The following is a 16,727-nucleotide window of genomic DNA, read 5'->3' as shown; positions in this document are numbered from 1 at the left end:
TATTTCAATTAATCTTTTCTCATTTAGTTGAAAAGCCCTTTTTTGGACTTAAAACCCATTTTTTAGTTTAAATTAATTTTTTGGCACTGCCTTTGTAAAGTGAAGAGCATTGTCCAACTAGTTTATTTAAAAAAAATGAGAAAATTACAAACAACATTTGCATTAACACTTTTACTAATTGCTTCATTAACTGGAAAAGCAGGTAGCGATCGCCCTGTTCACGAAATCCACTCAATGATGATTTACAACTTCATTAAATATATTCAGTGGCCAGGATACGATTCGTCACAAGACTTTGTAATCGGAGTAATTGGAGATGATAATGTATACAGCACACTAAACACTTGGTACGATGGTAAGGTAAGAGGTGATAAGAAATATGCTGTTAAGAAATTCAACTCTGTAAATGAAATAACAGGGTGCCATATTATTTATGTGGGTAAAAATGAAGGAAGATCTTTCGAAAGTATTCAAAGAAAGCTTGCTGGTTATCCTACACTAACTATTACTGACACTCCAGGGTTAGGTCAGAAAGGAAGTGCAATCAACTTTAGAACAGTAAATAACAAATTAGTTTTCGAGCTTAATCAAAAAACTGTTGATCAGGCCAATTTAAAAGTAAGTGGTCAGTTAGCTGCAATGGCAATACTTATATAAGTAAGTCGTACTCGTAGATATTTGATTCTGGTGTTAGGCACCTATAGAATGCCGAAATAATGACAATAAATTATCTAGAGGGGTTGTCCTTAGCTGGGCTGGAGGGAGAAGATATGTTTCATTCAATTGTGGAGAAATCCAACGATATAATTTTAATCACCGATGATGAATATGTGATTAAATATATCAACGGATCAGTGAGAAGAAAATTGGGCACACGGCCCGAGGAAGCTTTAGGCAAAAGTTTATTTGAGTTTATTAATCCTGAAAAGCAGAACTCATTACGAGATTTTGTTAACAGAAGAGATAATAGTAAAGAGAGTAAGCTTACAGAAATATGTCTACTGGCAAAGAAGGGTGGCACATTGTACTTTGATGTTACAATATCTAATCTGTTAAAAAATGAAGAGGTTGGAGGTTTGGTAATCACGCTTCACGACATCACTGATAGGAAAATTGCAGAAGAGAAGCTAAGGAAAGCCAACAACGAACTAGATCAATTTATCTATAAAACCTCTCACGATTTAAGAGCGCCATTATTATCAGCACTAGGTCTAGTAGAGCTAGCCAGACAGGATCCGGAGAAGGAAAAGCACGACTACCTGGGTATGATAAGAAAGAGTTTGTTAAAACTCGACCATTTTATAGAAGACATCAACAGTTTTTACAGAAACGAGAAGTTAGCAATACGAAATGAAAGAATTGACTTTGAAGAAATCATTAAAGAGGAACTTGATCAGCTCACTAATTTTTACAATGCTGATCATGTTGCTGTTACTTACAATATAAACCGAATATCAGATTTATATTCTGATTCGGTGAGAGTAAAAACCATTCTGACCAATGTTATTTCCAATGCCTTTAAATACAGCGATAAGGGAAAACAGGAGTCATACTTAAAAATAAACATTCAGGTTACGCCTGATGAATGCAATATTAAGGTTGAAGATAACGGTATCGGTATCAGACAGCAGTACCTTAATTATATCTTCGATATCTTTTACAGGGCAGATGAAAATGCCAAAGGATCTGGTTTGGGGTTATATATAGTAAAAGATACAGTTGATAAACTTGGTGGACAAATAAGGGTGCAGTCTGAGTATGGTAAAGGAACTTCCTTTACCATATCGATACCAAACTTCCTTAATACCGAAGTCCACGCCCGAGCATTTTCATTAAACTAATTTTTTAATTCTTATTGTCTCAGCTAGCTTTGAATAGATGGCTGAGAAACAACTTTTTAAAGACCAAATGGGGTCTGAGGTCATAATACCTCATTCCCCCATGCGGGTAATTTCCTTAGTTCCTTCACAAACAGAGTTGCTTTTTGACTTAGGTTTGGAGGATAAAATAGCAGGTCTTACTAAATTCTGTATACATCCAGCTGACAGCGTAAAATCAAAACCAATAATTGGAGGTACAAAGAACTTTAGATTTGATAAGATTGATGAAATTCAGCCTGATCTTATAATTGGTAATAAGGAGGAAAATTATGAGTCTGGTATTAATCAGCTTAAAAAGAAGTACCCGGTTTGGATGAGTGATATCTATGATTTGAATGATTCTCTAAATATGATCACTTCTATAGGCACGATATTTAGAGTAGAAGATAAAGCGAACCGATTGGTTAATTCCATTAGAACGTCATTTGATCAATTACCAGAATTTAAAAAACTTACATGTCTTTACTTCATCTGGAATAAACCCAAGATGGTGGTTGGAAAGGATACCTTTATCAATAAAATGCTTCAAAAGTCGGGTTTTGAAAATTTAATTTCACCAAGCAGATACCCTGAGCTTAGTTTGGAAGAGTTAGAAAATCTTCAGCCACAAGTGGTGCTTCTTTCATCCGAACCATTTCCGTTTAAGAAGAAACATTTAGAGGAATTTGAAGAGCTCTTCCCAAAATCTAAAATTCTAATTGTAGATGGAGAATTGTTTTCGTGGTATGGGAGTCGATTATTAAAAACAGCGGATTATTTTAAACAGCTTCGGGCTAAGCTAGACCCACTTTTCTAAAGTCGTTCCAAAAGCCAGGATAGGACTTATTCACTACCGATGGATCTTTAATTTCCACTTTACCTAACATGCATAAAGGGGCGAAAGCCATAGCCATTCTGTGATCTTCGTATGTATCTATTACCAAATGATCCCATTCAGGATTTGGTGCAGGTTCTAAAATCCAAACATTATCAACCTCATATAAGGCTGCACCAAACTTGCTAAGCTCAACTTGTAGTGCCTTTACTCTGTCTGTCTCCTTTATTTTAAGACTTTCTAACCCGGTGAACTTTGCCTTTATTCCTTTGGCAGCACATACCACGGCTACTGTTTGAGCAAGGTCAGGACAATGAGTAAAATCATATTCAAACGAATTGCTGTATTCTGCTTTAGTCAACACTGCCCCTTCTTCATTAAAAGTAGTGTTCACTCCTAATGATTGCATTATCTTCCAGATAACACTATCACCCTGTATGGCGTCAGGCTTTAATCCTGCCAACGTTATGCTAGAATTTTTACTCAATGCAACTAGACTATACCAGTAACTCGCAGCGGACCAGTCAGGTTCGATAGAATAGGTAGCGTCTTTATACTTTTGAGGAGGAATTGAAATCACATTTGCACTAAATTCTCCCGCTGCTCCAAAGTGTTTCATTACAGCAAGAGTCATTTCAATATAAGGCTTACTACCTATTTTCCCCTCCAGGTTTATTTTTAAGCCACCTTTTAATAAAGGAGCCACCATCATTAAAGCTGAAATGTATTGGCTACTAACATCACCGCGCATCTTTATTTCTTTAACCTCTGTAGCAGCAAATCCTTCAATTTTAATTGGTGGAAAACCTTCTCTTTCGACATAACTAATTTTGGCTCCAATACTTTTTAATGAATCAACAAGAATACCTATTGGTCGCTCTTTCATTCTGGCGGTTCCGGTTAGTATTTTATGTTGATTAGTAATGGCCAAAAAAGCTGTTAGAAAGCGCATGGTAGTTCCTGCATCAAGAACATCCAATAGTTCCGAATCAGAGTGTAAAAGGCGTATCATGGTTTGTGTATCTCTTGCTTCAGATAGATTTTTTATCTCAGATTTTCCTTTTGCCAGAGCATGAACAATTAAGGCACGGTTGGCAACACTCTTTGATGCAGGGAGTTGTATAATTTTTGGATCAAAATTTGATGTAGATGGAAGTAAGATACTTTCTTCACTCATAATTTACTTTCTATGTGAAGAGAACAATTATAGAGGAAAAAACGTATATAACAGTATATAAACAAACTATTTGTCTCTAGTAAAACTTTAAATTGAAAATGAAAACAGGTAAAAAATTGGCTTTGTTATTTGGTTTAGCAACAGGTGCGGCTGTGGCCTTTATGGCTTTTGGGAAAACCGGTAAAAAAGTTAGAAGTTCAGTAGTAAAAAAAGCATCTGAATTAGACAATAAAGGAAAAACAGACCTTTATGATGAATCAGATGTTAACTACACATGATTTAAGAAGTTTAAAGCTTCAAACGTCTCTTTTTTAGAGATTGTACAGTCGAAGGTTGCTTCTCCAATAGAGTTTAGCAAAACAGCTAAAACATTGGAGGTGTTATTTTTTTTATCTTGCCCCATTAAATTCCAAAGTATTTCAAAAGCTTCTTCTTTAATAACCCTCAATTTATAGTGGTTTGAAATATGATGGGTGATTTCATTTAACACATCTTTTGAAATCATATTCCTTTGAAAGGAAATATGGCTTTCACAAATCATTCCTAATGCAATGGCTTCACCATGTAACAAAGGCTCATCAGTATTTAAAAAGTGGCTTTCAATGGCGTGACCCACTGTATGTCCAAAGTTTAATATTTTTCTTAATCCAGATTCTCTGGGGTCTTCACTTACTATCTGGTTTTTTATTTTAACCGAGTGTTTAATAATCTCTAACCAATCGAGGGAGTTAAACTCTGACTGAGAAAGAGTATTCCACCCATTAAAATCTCTAATCAGATGGTGCTTTATAACCTCCGCATAGCCTGATTTTAATTCATTCTCTGGCAATGTCCTTAGAAAGATAGCATCAATAAGTACAGCTTCAGGCTCAGCAAAAAGTCCAATGTGATTTTTAAACCCGTTAAAATCTACACCTAATTTTCCACCCACACTTGCATCTACCTGTGCGAGTAATGTAGTAGGGATGTTTATAAATCGAATACCTCTTTTATATGTGCTGGCGCAAAACCCGCCCATATCTCCAATAACACCACCACCAAGATTTATTACGAGTCCGTGTCTGTCAAAAGAATACTCAGTTAGTTTCTGCCAGATGAAGGTACAGGTATCTAGTGTCTTATATTTTTCCCCGGCATTTATTTCAATTAACTTATAATCTTTAGTATCCAATAATGGCAAGCAATGCTTTAAGGTGTTTTCGTCCACAATAACAGCCAGCTTGCTATACTTGGTGCTATCGAGTATCCTATTTAGTTCTTTACTTATTTGTGTTGAAAAAATAACGTTGCTCACAATTATTTGCTGGTAGTTGAAGCTTCAGAAATACTTGTTTGTTTTTTTATAGATTCCTCATGAATTATCTTGTAAATATCTTCGATGAACTCTCTTCTTAATTGCGCATCTTCAGCCCATTTCCCTCTACTCTGCATTATATCCTTCCACCTGTTTAGTTGGAATATAGAGACGTTGTTTTCTTTTTTATAAACACCTAATTCATCCACCAAATCCATTCTATTCCTTAGAACCTGTATGAGCTCTTGATCAACTTCGTCAATTTTATCACGTAATTGCTCCAGTTTAGATAAAAATAAGGCATTATCTGAGGTTGCAGACCGTACTTGCAAAGTACCAAGAAGTCTCTCCAGAGTTGCTGGTGTAATTTGCTGTTTGGCATCGCTAAGTGCTTTATCCGGATTTGGATGCACCTCTATCATTAAGCCATCATAATTAACATCTAGTGCCTTCTGAGAAACGGCTTCTATTAAACCTCTCTCACCAGCAATGTGACTCGGGTCTCCAATTAATGGCAGGTCCGGGTGAAGCCTTTTTAATTCTATGGGTATCTGCCATAAAGGCTCATTTCGATATTTCGATTTTCTATGTGATGAAAAACCCCTATGTATGGCGCCTAATTTAGAAATACCTGCATTAGATAGGCGCTCCAATGCTCCTAACCACAAGGCTAAATCAGGATTAATTGGGTTTTTAACAAGAACAGGAATGTCAACTCCTTTCAATGAGTCTGCAATTTCTTGAACTGTAAATGGGTTTACAGTGGTTCTGGCACCTATCCATAAAACATCAACACCATATTCCAGAGCCAATTCTACGTGTTGTGCCGTAGCTACTTCAATAGCAAACTGAACATCAAAATCCTTTTTAATGTCTTTAATCCATTGCAATGCGGGGCTTCCTATGCCTTCAAACGTATTTGGTCTGGTTCTTGGCTTCCAAATACCCGCACGAATTACTTTGACACCTATTTCGCTCAACAACTGCGTACTTAAACGTAGTTGTTCTTCACTCTCGGCACTACATGGCCCAGCAATCATTAAAGGCGATTTATCTTTCTTCCAGAGGGTTTCTATTCTTTCTCTCATACTAACACAATTTAGGGTAGCTGCCTAACCATTTAATACTATCATTATCTGCCAGCAACTGACTGACGGATGCGTCATCAAAATGTCCATCAAATTCTAATAGAAACTGATAACTAAAACCTTTGCCTTTTTTTGCAGGATAACTTTCAATCTTGTTCAGATTGATGTTAGCATCATAAAATTTTTGCAAAAAATTAACGAGACTTCCTGGTTCGGAAGAAAGCTTAACCAATATCGATGTTTTATCATTACCGCTTTTATTATTCTTAAAATCATCTGAAATGATTAAAAAACGTGTAAAGTTGTCTGCACTATCTTCAATATTATCAAACAAAACAGGCAGTTTATACAGCTTAGCTGCAATGGGTGAGCAGATAGCTGCTGTGCCGCTTTTCTCAGAGGCCAATTGAGCTGCTTTACTGGTTGAATCTACAGGTATTAATTCAACGTCATGGTTGAAATATTCTTCTATAAATTTACTGCATTGCTGAAAGGCAATATCTTTTGAATAAATTTTAGTTATTGCTTTCAGGTCATCATTGATGGAACCGAAAGTAAAGTGAATAGGCATTGGTAATTCGGCTACGATATTAATATCTAAACTATTTAAAAGCTTAATAGTATCATTAACTATGCCTTCCTGATTGTTTTCAACAGGGATCACACCAAATCTAACCCTTTTGGTGTCCACAGCTTCAAAAACACTTTTAATGGTTTTTAGCGGTATGTATTCACTTATTGCTCCGAACCTACTTTCTGCCGCCTGATGCGTAAAGCTACCCTCAGGCCCGAGGTAGGCCACTTTTTCCGACAATTCAATATTTCTACTTACAGCAAAAATTTCAAGAAAAATTGCCTCAATCGCCTTCTTGTTCAATCTGCCAGTAGTAAGCTCAGATAACCTTTGAATGATGGCCTGTTCCCTGTCCGGCCTGTAAATGGCTCCATTGGAGTTTCTCTTCAAATCACCTATAGATTTAACAACTTCCATACGGTCATTCAATAAACGCAGTAATTCTGCATCAATAGAATCAATTTTGACTCTTGCTTCCTCTATAGAATTGATCTCACTCATAGCAGACTAAGATATTAAATTAAAACAAATCAGTTGATTATAGGTTATTTTATATCTTTGACTCAATAAATTTTACCTATGCAATTAGCATCGAATATTTCTTTTGATGATACATCCATCGCTTTTGAAGCGAAGTCAAATAAAGCACTAAAAAAGGCTAATTTTCTTTTTACAGTAGTTAACAATCCGACTATTTCCAGCTTAGCCACAGGATCTGTGAAGTTGGGGATGGCACTACGCTTACCAATAAAGGGAATTATAAAGTATACCATATTTGAGCATTTCTGTGGTGGAGAAACCATTAAGGAAAGTGAGAAGACCATTAAGGAGCTCAGTGATTATTCTATAGGCACTATTTTAGATTATTCTGTAGAGGGAGAGGAGGATGAAGCTTCTTTTGATAAAACAAAAGATGAAATCCTTAAGACTGTAGAGTTTGCGAAGTCATCACCAAGTATACCATTCAGTGTTTTTAAAGTAACAGGTTTGGCGAATACTAATCTGCTTATTAAAATTCAGAATGGAGAAACGCTTACAGAAAAGGAGAATAAGGCCTTTGATAGAGTAAAGGAAAGAGTAAATACCATTTGTAAAAAAGCCTTTGAAAGTAATGTGCCAATCTTAATTGATGCAGAAGAAACCTGGCTTCAGAATCCGATAGATGATATGGCCTATGCCATGATGAAGGAATACAATAAAGAAAAGGCCATTGTTTATAATACACTTCAAATGTACCGTACTGGCACTCTGGAGGCGTTAAAGAATGCCTTTCATTATGCCGCCATGGATAACTATTACTTAGGTGTAAAGTTGGTTAGAGGTGCCTACATGGAAAAGGAAAGAGAAAGAGCTGAAGAAAAAGGGTATCCTAGCCCTATTCAACCAACAAAAGAGGCAACAGACGATAATTTTAATAAGGGCTTAGCTTTTTGTATCGATAATAAACAAAGAGTGTCAGTTGTTTGTGGTTCGCATAACGAGTATAGTAATTATTACCTGGCTTTACTGATGGAGAAACACAGCATGAATAATAATGATCCTAGAGTATGGTTTGCCCAGCTTTATGGTATGAGCGACAATATTTCATTTAACCTAGCGAAGGCAGGCTATAATGTAGCCAAATATGTTCCTTACGGACCTGTAAAGTCCGTGATACCGTATTTGCTGAGAAGAGCAAGCGAAAATACCTCGGTAGCAGGCCAAAGTAGTAGAGAGTTGTCCTTAATACGAAAGGAACTAAAGAGAAGAAAATCACTTCTCTAAAATCACGAATTCAACGCGTCTGTTTTTTTCTCGGCCAGATTCATCCTCGTTGGTTTCTCTTGGTTTAGTTTCACCAAAACCAAAGGAAGATAGTCTCTTATCTTTAATACCATTATCTACCAAATATTCAAGTACTGCTCTCGCACGGTCTTCTGAAAGCTTCTGATTGTAATCGTCCTTACCAATTGAGCAAGTATGTCCGTCCAGCTGTATTTTTATTTTCTTATTGTCCTCTAAGAATTTTATCACCTTATTCAATTGAGGTGCTGATTCAGGTCTCAATGTCGCATTATCAAAGTCAAAATAGATGTTATCCAATGAAATTCGCTCTCCAACTTCAATGGGAGACATTAAAATGTCTTTATTAACACTATCACTCTCATAAATAGAGTGCATGTCCATCGGTTCATGTTCAACGGATATATAGCCTTCTCTCTCTGCGTTTATTTCGTAAACAGCACCTATGGGTATGGCAAAGCTGTAAAAACCATCTTCTGATGTGTACACTTCAGCTTCAATGAAGTGATTGGTTGTATTGCTGAGTGTAATGTCAGCTTTATCAAGTGGAACCAACGTGTTTTTGTCAAGCACTTTTCCATATACTGTAACGATTGGCTCAGGTAGATGCATTGCCGGTAATTCAATCCTATATATATCGGCATCATCGCCAGTTCCGTTAACATAGTATGCATACTTGCTATCATACTCTAACTGAAAAAATATCTGGTCGTCACCGTTATTTATCAATGGCCCCAAATTCTCAGGTTCACTCCAATTAGTCCATGAATCATCCAATCGGTGAGAAACAAATATGTCACTGCCTCCAAAACCTAAATGACCTTTTGAAGAGAAATATAAGGTCTTACCATCTGGTGCTAAAAAAGGAGAAGACTCTTCATCAGAAGTATTGATTGTTTTACCCAAGTTAATAGGCGTTCCATAATTACCGTTTTCTTTTACATGACTGACATATAAATCTCTCTTACCAAAAGACTCTCTTCTCTGTACTGACATCAAAATTGATTTTTGATTTTGACTCATGAAATAATTGGCATAAGGAGAATAATTTTCAGGATTTTCGATAATTACATCTCTGATAGATGAAAGCCCACTATCTAACTTGTAGGCTATTGATAGCCCTTCTATCATTTTATTTTTCTTGTATCTATTGCCAAGCAATAAAATGTACCCACTCTTATTTGGGATAATTGAACAGATGAAATTTGGTCCGTCATTGTTCAAAGGAGCACCGATATTAACTGCCTTTTGCCATTCGCCATATGCATCTTTTTCTGCATACCAGATATCTTCTAAATCTTTATGGCCACCAACATTACTAGGATCCTGAACTCTGCTGAAGAACATGGCATTAGCATCAGGTGTGATAAGCGGTTTCAAATCTTTATAAGGACTGTTGATACTTTCACTCAACCGTTCAGGGTCTACTGAGGCATAAATTCCTGTAGCAAATTCAACATTAATTTTAATTGGCACTTCTGAGTCTGAGATTGCTATGGCATCAATTCCATTGTGTCCCGGTACTTTACTACCATCTATTTCTACTTTAATCGCATTTACTTTATAGGGCGTTTCTTCCAAAAAAACATTCAACAAACGACCCTTAATAGGTATTGGCTTCGGGTTAAAGATGTTAATGAGATGTTCATTGCCCTGTTCATCATAAGCATATACTTTGGAAACGGCTGTGGGGTTAAGAGATTCTGCAATGGCAATCTGCTTTATATGAATAGCCTCTTCGAAGCCTACTTTAATAAAATCTAATTCTTTTGCCTTTTTTGGTGCCCAGGCCCTGGTAGATCCTTCACTTCCAGGATATATATTAGGTTCACCAAGCACTTGTTTAGCTTTATGAGAATCATCACCTAATAGCACTAAATGTCTTGATGCAGTCCATTCAGACGAGACTTCCAATACTTCACTTGCCCAGAGTACTTTTTGGGAATAATTGAAATGAGAACAGGTAATAAGAATTAATGTAATTAAGTATCTCATTTAGTATCTAGACTTTGGAGGTGTATGACTTGCAAATCTGTAAGCCAAATTAATTTCATAGGTTCCAATTCCTCTATCATTATATCTTAACGAAGATGTATTCCAGTCATAGCTAAATGCAACTTTGAACAGAGCTGTTTCAAATTCAGTCAGAAGAATAAATGAATCATTCACTCTATACCAACCGCCAAGTCTGGCTATGCCATACTTTACTTTTCCACTATGAAACGTAGTGAGCTTATAGCTTAAATAACTGCCTATATTGTTCTGGGTAGTTTCGTCCTGATAAGCAATTAAATAGTTGATTGATGCTGTTGCCTTGTGAGATAGATTAAAGACTATGCCGCCATGATATTTCCATAATAGAGGTAATTGCTGCGATTCAGTGTCTAACAGCGATTCATTCGGATTATTTAAATGAGAAATTGATAGACCTGAATTGGCACTATTAATAAGTGCATTTTCTCTTGGTAGCGGGGTCCACCAATAAAAGGCGCCAGCATTAATATCGATAAATGTTCTTCCTCTAAGGTTGCTTACTTCAGATGGACTTATACTGGCATCAAACCCAATAAAAGCATCGTACTGCTCCCCCCATTGCAAATTATCCGGGTCTATCCGTTTATTAATTGCACCTATCTGTAATCCAAATGAAATTAAGTGAACGTACTGTTTATCCAAAGGTAAATTGTAAGCACCGGTGATATTCCCACCAGTGGTTTTAAAATTATTATCCTCACCAGCTACATCACTATAAACAGATACCCCGAGAGCACCTACATGTCCAAGAGGTTTTTGGTGTTTATTTTTGTAATAAGGAACAATTGCAGAAAATTGACTGGTTGTATAAGGAAATAGCAGGTTTTGCCATTGAGACCGATGCCCAAAACTAACAGTAACGTCAGGTTCTATTCCAGCAAGTGCCGGATTTAAATAGAGTGTACTATTAAAAAATTGAGAAAATACGGCATCTTGTCCTTGTACATTGCTTGTCAAAGGAAGAAAAATAACTATAACAATTAAAACTTTGAGCCACCTATTGCTCATCTCATTTAACCAAGGTTATAGTCCCTGTTTCTTCAAATGGGTTGCCGTTATTAAATTTACCACGGACAGTATAAGTGAATACATTATTCCCTTTTTCTTCGCCTGAAGTCTCTCCATTCCATCCAAAATTTTGCGCTTCATCAAGATTTGAAGTTCTATATACAACTTGACCCCATCTGTTATAAATAAAGAATTCAAATCCTTCGTTTGAGAGGTCTTCGCCATATACTTTAACTGAGCTGTTTTCAGGGTTAGAAGAAGTTGGACTAAATACGTTTGGTATAAACAAGTTGTCATTTTCTATCACTGTAACATCAATGCTTTTTGAATCAGAGCAATCACCATCGTTTGTTGACAAGGTAATCTTATAGCTTCCTACAGACTTATAAACATGTGCTACTTCAGGTAATGATGAAGTCACTCCATCCGAAAAATCCCAGTTATATGAATTTGCTTCTCTGTCATTTGCAATAAAGTCATACTTTACACCAACTAACATCTCTCCGTTCTTTAACTCAGGTGAAACACTAAAATTAGCAGTAGTACCGATAACATTCGTTACTGCAAAAAATTCAGTATTCGAACAACCATTATTAACAGTAAGTATAAATTGAACCTTATCCTCTTCTTCGATAGCAATGTATGTTGGAACTTTCATATCAGCACCTTGCAGGTTACCTGATCCTGTTGTGGTCCAACTGTAAGAATTACCTTCTCCACTAATATCATTATTCAAGGTAATATCCGTGCCAAGACAGTAATTAGGATCAAGGTAAATTTCTCCTTCTGGAGTAGATGCAGAAGTCACAGAAGCACTTCCACTCACAGTACCCTGACAATTAGCATCCTGAACACTTATTAAAGAGTAGCTACCAGCGTTTGCTTCGAAAGAATAGTTATTGCCCTCCACAGTCACTTCAGTAGTTTCAGTACCATTAGAATAAGTCACAACGAAAGGTGCTGTACCTGATAAGTCGATAGACACTGTAGTCGTGCCTTCGCCACAAATTTGTCCGCCACCAGAAATGGAAGCAGTAGGGGCATCCGATTGGCTTACCACAGCCTGACCGTTTACAGTACCCTGACAATTAGCATCCTGAACACTAACTAAGGAGTAGCTACCAGCGCTTGCTTCGAAAGAATAGTTATTGCCCTCCACAGTCACTTCAGTAGTTTCAGCACCATTAGAATAGGTAACAACGAAAGGCGCTGTACCCGTTAAGTCGATAGACACTGTAGCCGTGCCTTCGCCACAAATTTGTCCGCCACCAGAGATGGAAGCAGTAGGGGCATCCAATTGACTTACCACAGCTTGACCGTTTACAGTACCCTGACAATTAGCATCCTGAACACTTACTAAAGAGTAGCTGCCAGCACCTGCTTCGAAAGAATAGTTATTTCCCTCCACACTTACTTCAGTAGTTTCAGCACCATTAGAATAAGTCACAACGAAAGGCGCTGTACCTGTTAAGTCGATAGAAACTGTAGCTGTGCCTTCGCCACAAATTTGTCCGCCACCAGAAATAGAAGCAGTAGGGGCATCCGATTGGCTTACCACAGCCTGACCGCTTACAGTTCCCTGGCAGTTAGCATCTTGAACACTAACTAAGGAGTAGCTTCCAGCGCTTGCTTCGAAAGAATAGTTATTGCCTTCTACAGTCACTTCAGTAGTTTCAGCACCATTAGAATAAGTCACAACGAAAGGCGCTATACCTGTTAAGTCGATTGAAACTGTGGCTGTGCCTTCGCCACAGATTTGTCCACCACCAGTCAGCAGTGCGGTTGGTAATTCAATTTCAGACACAGAAGCTGTACCGCTAACAGTACCATTATAATTAGCATCCGAAACTGAAACCAAGCTATAGTTTCCGGCTGGAACTTCAATTAAAATTTCATTTAATTCAGTGGTTTGATCAAAAGTATCTACACCATTACTATAAGTGAAGTTAAAAGGAGATGTACCACTAAAGTTGATTTGAATTGTCCCACTACTTCCGGCACAAAATTCACCACCACCAGAAAGTGTTGCAGTTGGTATTTCAAACACTTCTACTTCTACAATATTTGTTTCACCCCAGTAATCTTCACAACCTACAATTCTAGCGCATCGGATGTAATACATTGTTTGCAACAGTCCTGAAATAGGTAATTCAGTTAAATTTTCAGAACCGGCAACCATACTCCAGCTAGAATTTCCAACAGTATTGGGCACATTTTCCTCGCTTTGCAACCACACATATTCAAAGTCAACACCTTCAAATGGGCTGGAAGGTAATTCTACATTGTTAATGATATTTGTTCCCTGTGGGTTATATGGTCCACTAAAAGCAATGATTCCACCATCGATATTTTCTGGCGTACAAGGATCTACTGCTACTTCAACAATATTTGTTTCACCCCAGTAATCTTCACAACCTACAATTCTAGCGCATCGGATGTAATACATTGTTTGCAACAGTCCTGAAATAGGTAATTCAGTTAAATTTTCAGAACCGGCAACCATACTCCAGCTAGAATTTCCAACAGTATTGGGCACATTTTCCTCGCTTTGCAACCACACATATTCAAAGTCAACACCTTCAAATGGGCTGGAAGGTAATTCTACATTGTTAATGATATTTGTTCCCTGAGGGTTATATGGTCCATTAAAAGCAATGGTTCCGCCATCGATATTTTCTGGCGTACAAGGATCTACTGCTACTTCAACGATATTAGTTTCACCCCAGTAGTACGAGTCACAGCCAATGATTCTAGCACATCTTAGGTAATAGGTAGTTTGGAATAATCCTGAAATAGGCAGTTCGGTTAAGTTTTGCGATCCTTCCACTAGGCTCCAATTGCTGTTGCCAACATAATTTGGCTCATTGACCAAGCTCTTTACCCACACATATTCAAAGTCAACACCTTCAAACGGGCTGGTAGGTAGTTCCACATTGTTAATGATATTTGTTCCCTGTGGGTTATATGGTCCATTGAAAGCGATGGTTCCGCCATCGATATTTTCAGGAGTACAAGGGTCAACTGCTACTTCAACGATATTAGTTTCACCCCAGTAGTACGAGTCACAGCCAATGATTCTAGCACATCTTAGGTAATAGGTAGTTTGGAATAATCCTGAAATAGGCAGTTCGGTTAAGTTTTGCGATCCTTCCACTAGGCTCCAATTGCTGTTGCCAACATAATTTGGCTCATTGACCAAGCTCTTTACCCACACATATTCAAAGTCAACACCTTCAAACGGGCTGGTAGGTAGTTCCACATTGTTAATGATATTTGTTCCTTGAGGATCATATGGTCCATTGAAAGCGATGGTTCCGCCATCGATATTTTCAGGAGTACAAGGGTCAACTGCTACTTCAACGATATTAGTTTCACCCCAGTAGTACGAGTCACAGCCAATGATTCTAGCACATCTTAGGTAATAGGTAGTTTGGAATAATCCTGAAATAGGCAGTTCGGTTAAGTTTTGCGATCCTTCCACTAGGCTCCAATTGCTGTTGCCAACATAATTTGGCTCATTGACCAAGCTCTTTACCCACACATATTCAAAGTCAACACCTTCAAACGGGCTGGTAGGTAGTTCCACATTGTTAATGATATTTGTTCCCTGTGGGTTATATGGTCCATTGAAAGCGATGGTTCCGCCATCGATATTTTCAGGAGTACAAGGGTCAACTGCTACTTCAACGATATTAGTTTCACCCCAGTAGTACGAGTCACAGCCAATGATTCTAGCACATCTTAGGTAATAGGTAGTTTGGAATAATCCTGAAATAGGCAGTTCGGTTAAGTTTTGCGATCCTTCCACTAGGCTCCAATTGCTGTTGCCAACATAATTTGGCTCATTGACCAAGCTCTTTACCCACACATATTCAAAGTCAACACCTTCAAACGGGCTGGTAGGTAGTTCCACATTGTTAATGATATTTGTTCCTTGAGGATCATATGGTCCATTGAAAGCGATGGTTCCGCCATCGATATTTTCAGGAGTACAAGGGTCAACTGCTACTTCAACGATATTTGTTTCACCCCAGTAATCTTCGCAACCTGCAATTCTTGCACATCGGATGTAATACATTGTTTGCAACAGTCCTGAAATAGGTAATTCAGTTAAATTTTCAGAACCGGCAACCATGCTCCAGCTAGAATTCCCAACGGTATTAGGCACATTTACTTCGCTTTGTAACCAAACATATTCGAAATCTACTCCTTCAAACGGGCTAGAAGGTAATTCTACATTGTTAATAATATTTGTTCCCTGTGGGTTATATGGTCCATTAAAAGCTATTGAACCACCATCAATAGATGACGCAAGACAATAGTCATCATTGAAACATTTTTGGTCAGGATTATTGCTGGCAGTGGAAGTACGGGTTGAGCCGTTAGGACTTTTAAGTGTCCAAACAAGGTTGCTTCCGTCAAAATTTACCTGGAAGGCATCATAAACTCTACCTGGTTGAAATATTGTAGTTTGACCTCGATCTTTAGGGTTGGGAGTAAATTTGTTATTGGGACCCACCTCAATTGTAGCAACAGAATTATTCTCATTTAGGTATCCAAAATGTGCGGTAAAAGTGCCATTTGCATTATGATCAACACATTCAAGAACCGGTCTAACAGGTTCCGTCAAATTAGCAAAGCATGAGCCATTCCAACTTACATTTGCTACATATTCTCCGTAACCGGGCCCATCACCACTTGAATTGCATCCAGACTTAATCCAAATACCAATAATTTCTTTGTTTGCATTATCACCAGTTCCCTGAAAACTTTTGGTTTTACCACTCAAGTCATCAAACTTTTGAGTTGACTCGTCACAAAACTTCAAGACAACATTTGATAGCTCTTTTGTTGAGCTGGCAGTAACACTCAGACTAGAAGCGTTGAATGTAGCACTTACTTCTGGTAAACAGTCGCCTTTTGCCCCTAATGAGTAGATACTCAATAAGAACATGCACATAATATATTTCTTAATAAAGCCAGTCGTTTTCATAGTTCTAAAACTTACGTAATGCAATCAGTACAAAAATACAATTATTTGGTAGCTAAATGATAATAATGGTTTGAAATAAGTAA

The 16,727-nt window shown here is 37.5% G+C and carries 12 protein-coding genes; 5 read left to right on the top strand and 7 right to left on the bottom strand.

All coding sequences use genetic code 11. The features are described 5' to 3' along the window. Positions 1-135 precede the first annotated feature (135 nt). Genes JR347_RS01320 through JR347_RS01310 form a run of 3 tightly spaced genes read left to right on the top strand, consistent with a single transcriptional unit; the run spans position 136 to position 2,676 of the window. Positions 136-657: a YfiR family protein gene (locus JR347_RS01320; RefSeq protein ID WP_205722266.1), complete on the top strand. Its 522-nt coding sequence runs from the start codon at positions 136-138 to the stop codon at positions 655-657. Positions 658-716: 59 nt separating this feature from the next. Next, on the top strand, positions 717-1,841 hold the full coding sequence (locus JR347_RS01315; RefSeq protein WP_205722265.1) for a PAS domain-containing sensor histidine kinase: 1,125 nt from the start codon (positions 717-719) through the stop codon (positions 1,839-1,841). 37 nt (positions 1,842-1,878) lie between these two features. Then, complete coding sequence (locus JR347_RS01310; RefSeq protein WP_235689725.1) at positions 1,879-2,676, top strand: ABC transporter substrate-binding protein; 798 nt, start codon at positions 1,879-1,881, stop codon at positions 2,674-2,676. On the opposite strand, the gene JR347_RS01305 is transcribed toward JR347_RS01310, so the two are convergent. Beyond that, a complete protein-coding gene (locus tag JR347_RS01305; RefSeq protein WP_205722264.1) occupies positions 2,654-3,871 on the bottom strand; it encodes a 3-phosphoshikimate 1-carboxyvinyltransferase in 1,218 nt (405 codons plus the stop codon). The genes JR347_RS01310 and JR347_RS01305 overlap by 23 nt on opposite strands. Positions 3,872-3,969: 98 nt before the next feature. On the opposite strand from JR347_RS01305, the gene JR347_RS01300 reads away from it, so the two are divergent. Next, positions 3,970-4,149: a hypothetical protein gene (locus tag JR347_RS01300; RefSeq protein ID WP_205722263.1), complete on the top strand. Its 180-nt coding sequence runs from the start codon at positions 3,970-3,972 to the stop codon at positions 4,147-4,149. Here the strand turns inward: JR347_RS01300 and aroB are convergent. Genes aroB through pheA form a run of 3 tightly spaced genes read right to left on the bottom strand, consistent with a single transcriptional unit; the run spans position 4,140 to position 7,328 of the window. Beyond that, positions 4,140-5,165, bottom strand: coding sequence for a 3-dehydroquinate synthase (aroB, locus tag JR347_RS01295; RefSeq protein ID WP_205722262.1), 1,026 nt, complete (start codon positions 5,163-5,165; stop codon positions 4,140-4,142). The two genes, JR347_RS01300 and aroB, sit on opposite strands and share 10 nt — an antisense overlap. Before the next feature lie 2 nt (positions 5,166-5,167). Then, positions 5,168-6,253 carry a bifunctional 3-deoxy-7-phosphoheptulonate synthase/chorismate mutase type II gene (locus JR347_RS01290; RefSeq protein WP_205722261.1) on the bottom strand — a complete coding sequence of 362 codons (1,086 nt, stop codon included), beginning with the start codon at positions 6,251-6,253 and terminating at the stop codon, positions 5,168-5,170. A gap of 1 nt (position 6,254) precedes the next feature. Beyond that, complete coding sequence (gene pheA / locus JR347_RS01285; protein ID WP_205722260.1) at positions 6,255-7,328, bottom strand: prephenate dehydratase; 1,074 nt, start codon at positions 7,326-7,328, stop codon at positions 6,255-6,257. A 78-nt stretch (positions 7,329-7,406) separates the two neighbouring features. Between pheA and JR347_RS01280 the strand changes: the two genes are divergently transcribed. After that, positions 7,407-8,591: a proline dehydrogenase family protein gene (locus tag JR347_RS01280; protein ID WP_205722259.1), complete on the top strand. Its 1,185-nt coding sequence runs from the start codon at positions 7,407-7,409 to the stop codon at positions 8,589-8,591. On the opposite strand, the gene JR347_RS18455 is transcribed toward JR347_RS01280, so the two are convergent. From JR347_RS18455 to JR347_RS01265, 3 genes are all read right to left on the bottom strand, one after another. Next, the gene (locus JR347_RS18455) at positions 8,580-8,942 is read right to left on the bottom strand and encodes an OmpA family protein (RefSeq protein WP_394369449.1); all 363 of its coding nucleotides are present in this window, start codon (positions 8,940-8,942) and stop codon (positions 8,580-8,582) included. The genes JR347_RS01280 and JR347_RS18455 overlap by 12 nt on opposite strands. Before the next feature lie 1,662 nt (positions 8,943-10,604). After that, complete coding sequence (locus tag JR347_RS01270; RefSeq protein WP_205722257.1) at positions 10,605-11,651, bottom strand: PorP/SprF family type IX secretion system membrane protein; 1,047 nt, start codon at positions 11,649-11,651, stop codon at positions 10,605-10,607. Between the two features lies 1 nt (position 11,652). Further along, on the bottom strand, positions 11,653-16,644 hold the full coding sequence (locus JR347_RS01265) for a PKD domain-containing protein (protein WP_205722256.1): 4,992 nt from the start codon (positions 16,642-16,644) through the stop codon (positions 11,653-11,655). Positions 16,645-16,727 lie beyond the last annotated feature (83 nt).

This window comes from Fulvivirga lutea (assembly GCF_017068455.1).
Taxonomy (GTDB): Bacteria; Bacteroidota; Bacteroidia; order Cytophagales; family Cyclobacteriaceae; genus Fulvivirga; species Fulvivirga lutea.
Note: the sequence above shows the minus strand (reverse complement) of the source record. Positions and strands in the feature narration are given on the sequence as shown.

What these genes read in the sequence shown, in the direction of transcription:
- JR347_RS01320 (WP_205722266.1), top strand. Translation starts at nt 136, where the DNA reads ATGAGAAAATTACAAACAACATTTGCATTAACACTTTTACTAATTGCT.
- JR347_RS01315 (WP_205722265.1), top strand. Translation starts at nt 717, where the DNA reads ATGACAATAAATTATCTAGAGGGGTTGTCCTTAGCTGGGCTGGAGGGA.
- JR347_RS01310 (WP_235689725.1), top strand. Translation starts at nt 1,879, where the DNA reads ATGGCTGAGAAACAACTTTTTAAAGACCAAATGGGGTCTGAGGTCATA.
- JR347_RS01305 (WP_205722264.1), bottom strand. Translation starts at nt 3,871, where the DNA reads ATGAGTGAAGAAAGTATCTTACTTCCATCTACATCAAATTTTGATCCA.
- JR347_RS01300 (WP_205722263.1), top strand. Translation starts at nt 3,970, where the DNA reads ATGAAAACAGGTAAAAAATTGGCTTTGTTATTTGGTTTAGCAACAGGT.
- JR347_RS01290 (WP_205722261.1), bottom strand. Translation starts at nt 6,253, where the DNA reads ATGAGAGAAAGAATAGAAACCCTCTGGAAGAAAGATAAATCGCCTTTA.
- pheA (WP_205722260.1), bottom strand. Translation starts at nt 7,328, where the DNA reads ATGAGTGAGATCAATTCTATAGAGGAAGCAAGAGTCAAAATTGATTCT.
- JR347_RS01280 (WP_205722259.1), top strand. Translation starts at nt 7,407, where the DNA reads ATGCAATTAGCATCGAATATTTCTTTTGATGATACATCCATCGCTTTT.
- JR347_RS18455 (WP_394369449.1), bottom strand. Translation starts at nt 8,942, where the DNA reads ATGTCTCCCATTGAAGTTGGAGAGCGAATTTCATTGGATAACATCTAT.
- JR347_RS01270 (WP_205722257.1), bottom strand. Translation starts at nt 11,651, where the DNA reads ATGAGCAATAGGTGGCTCAAAGTTTTAATTGTTATAGTTATTTTTCTT.
- JR347_RS01265 (WP_205722256.1), bottom strand. Translation starts at nt 16,644, where the DNA reads ATGAAAACGACTGGCTTTATTAAGAAATATATTATGTGCATGTTCTTA.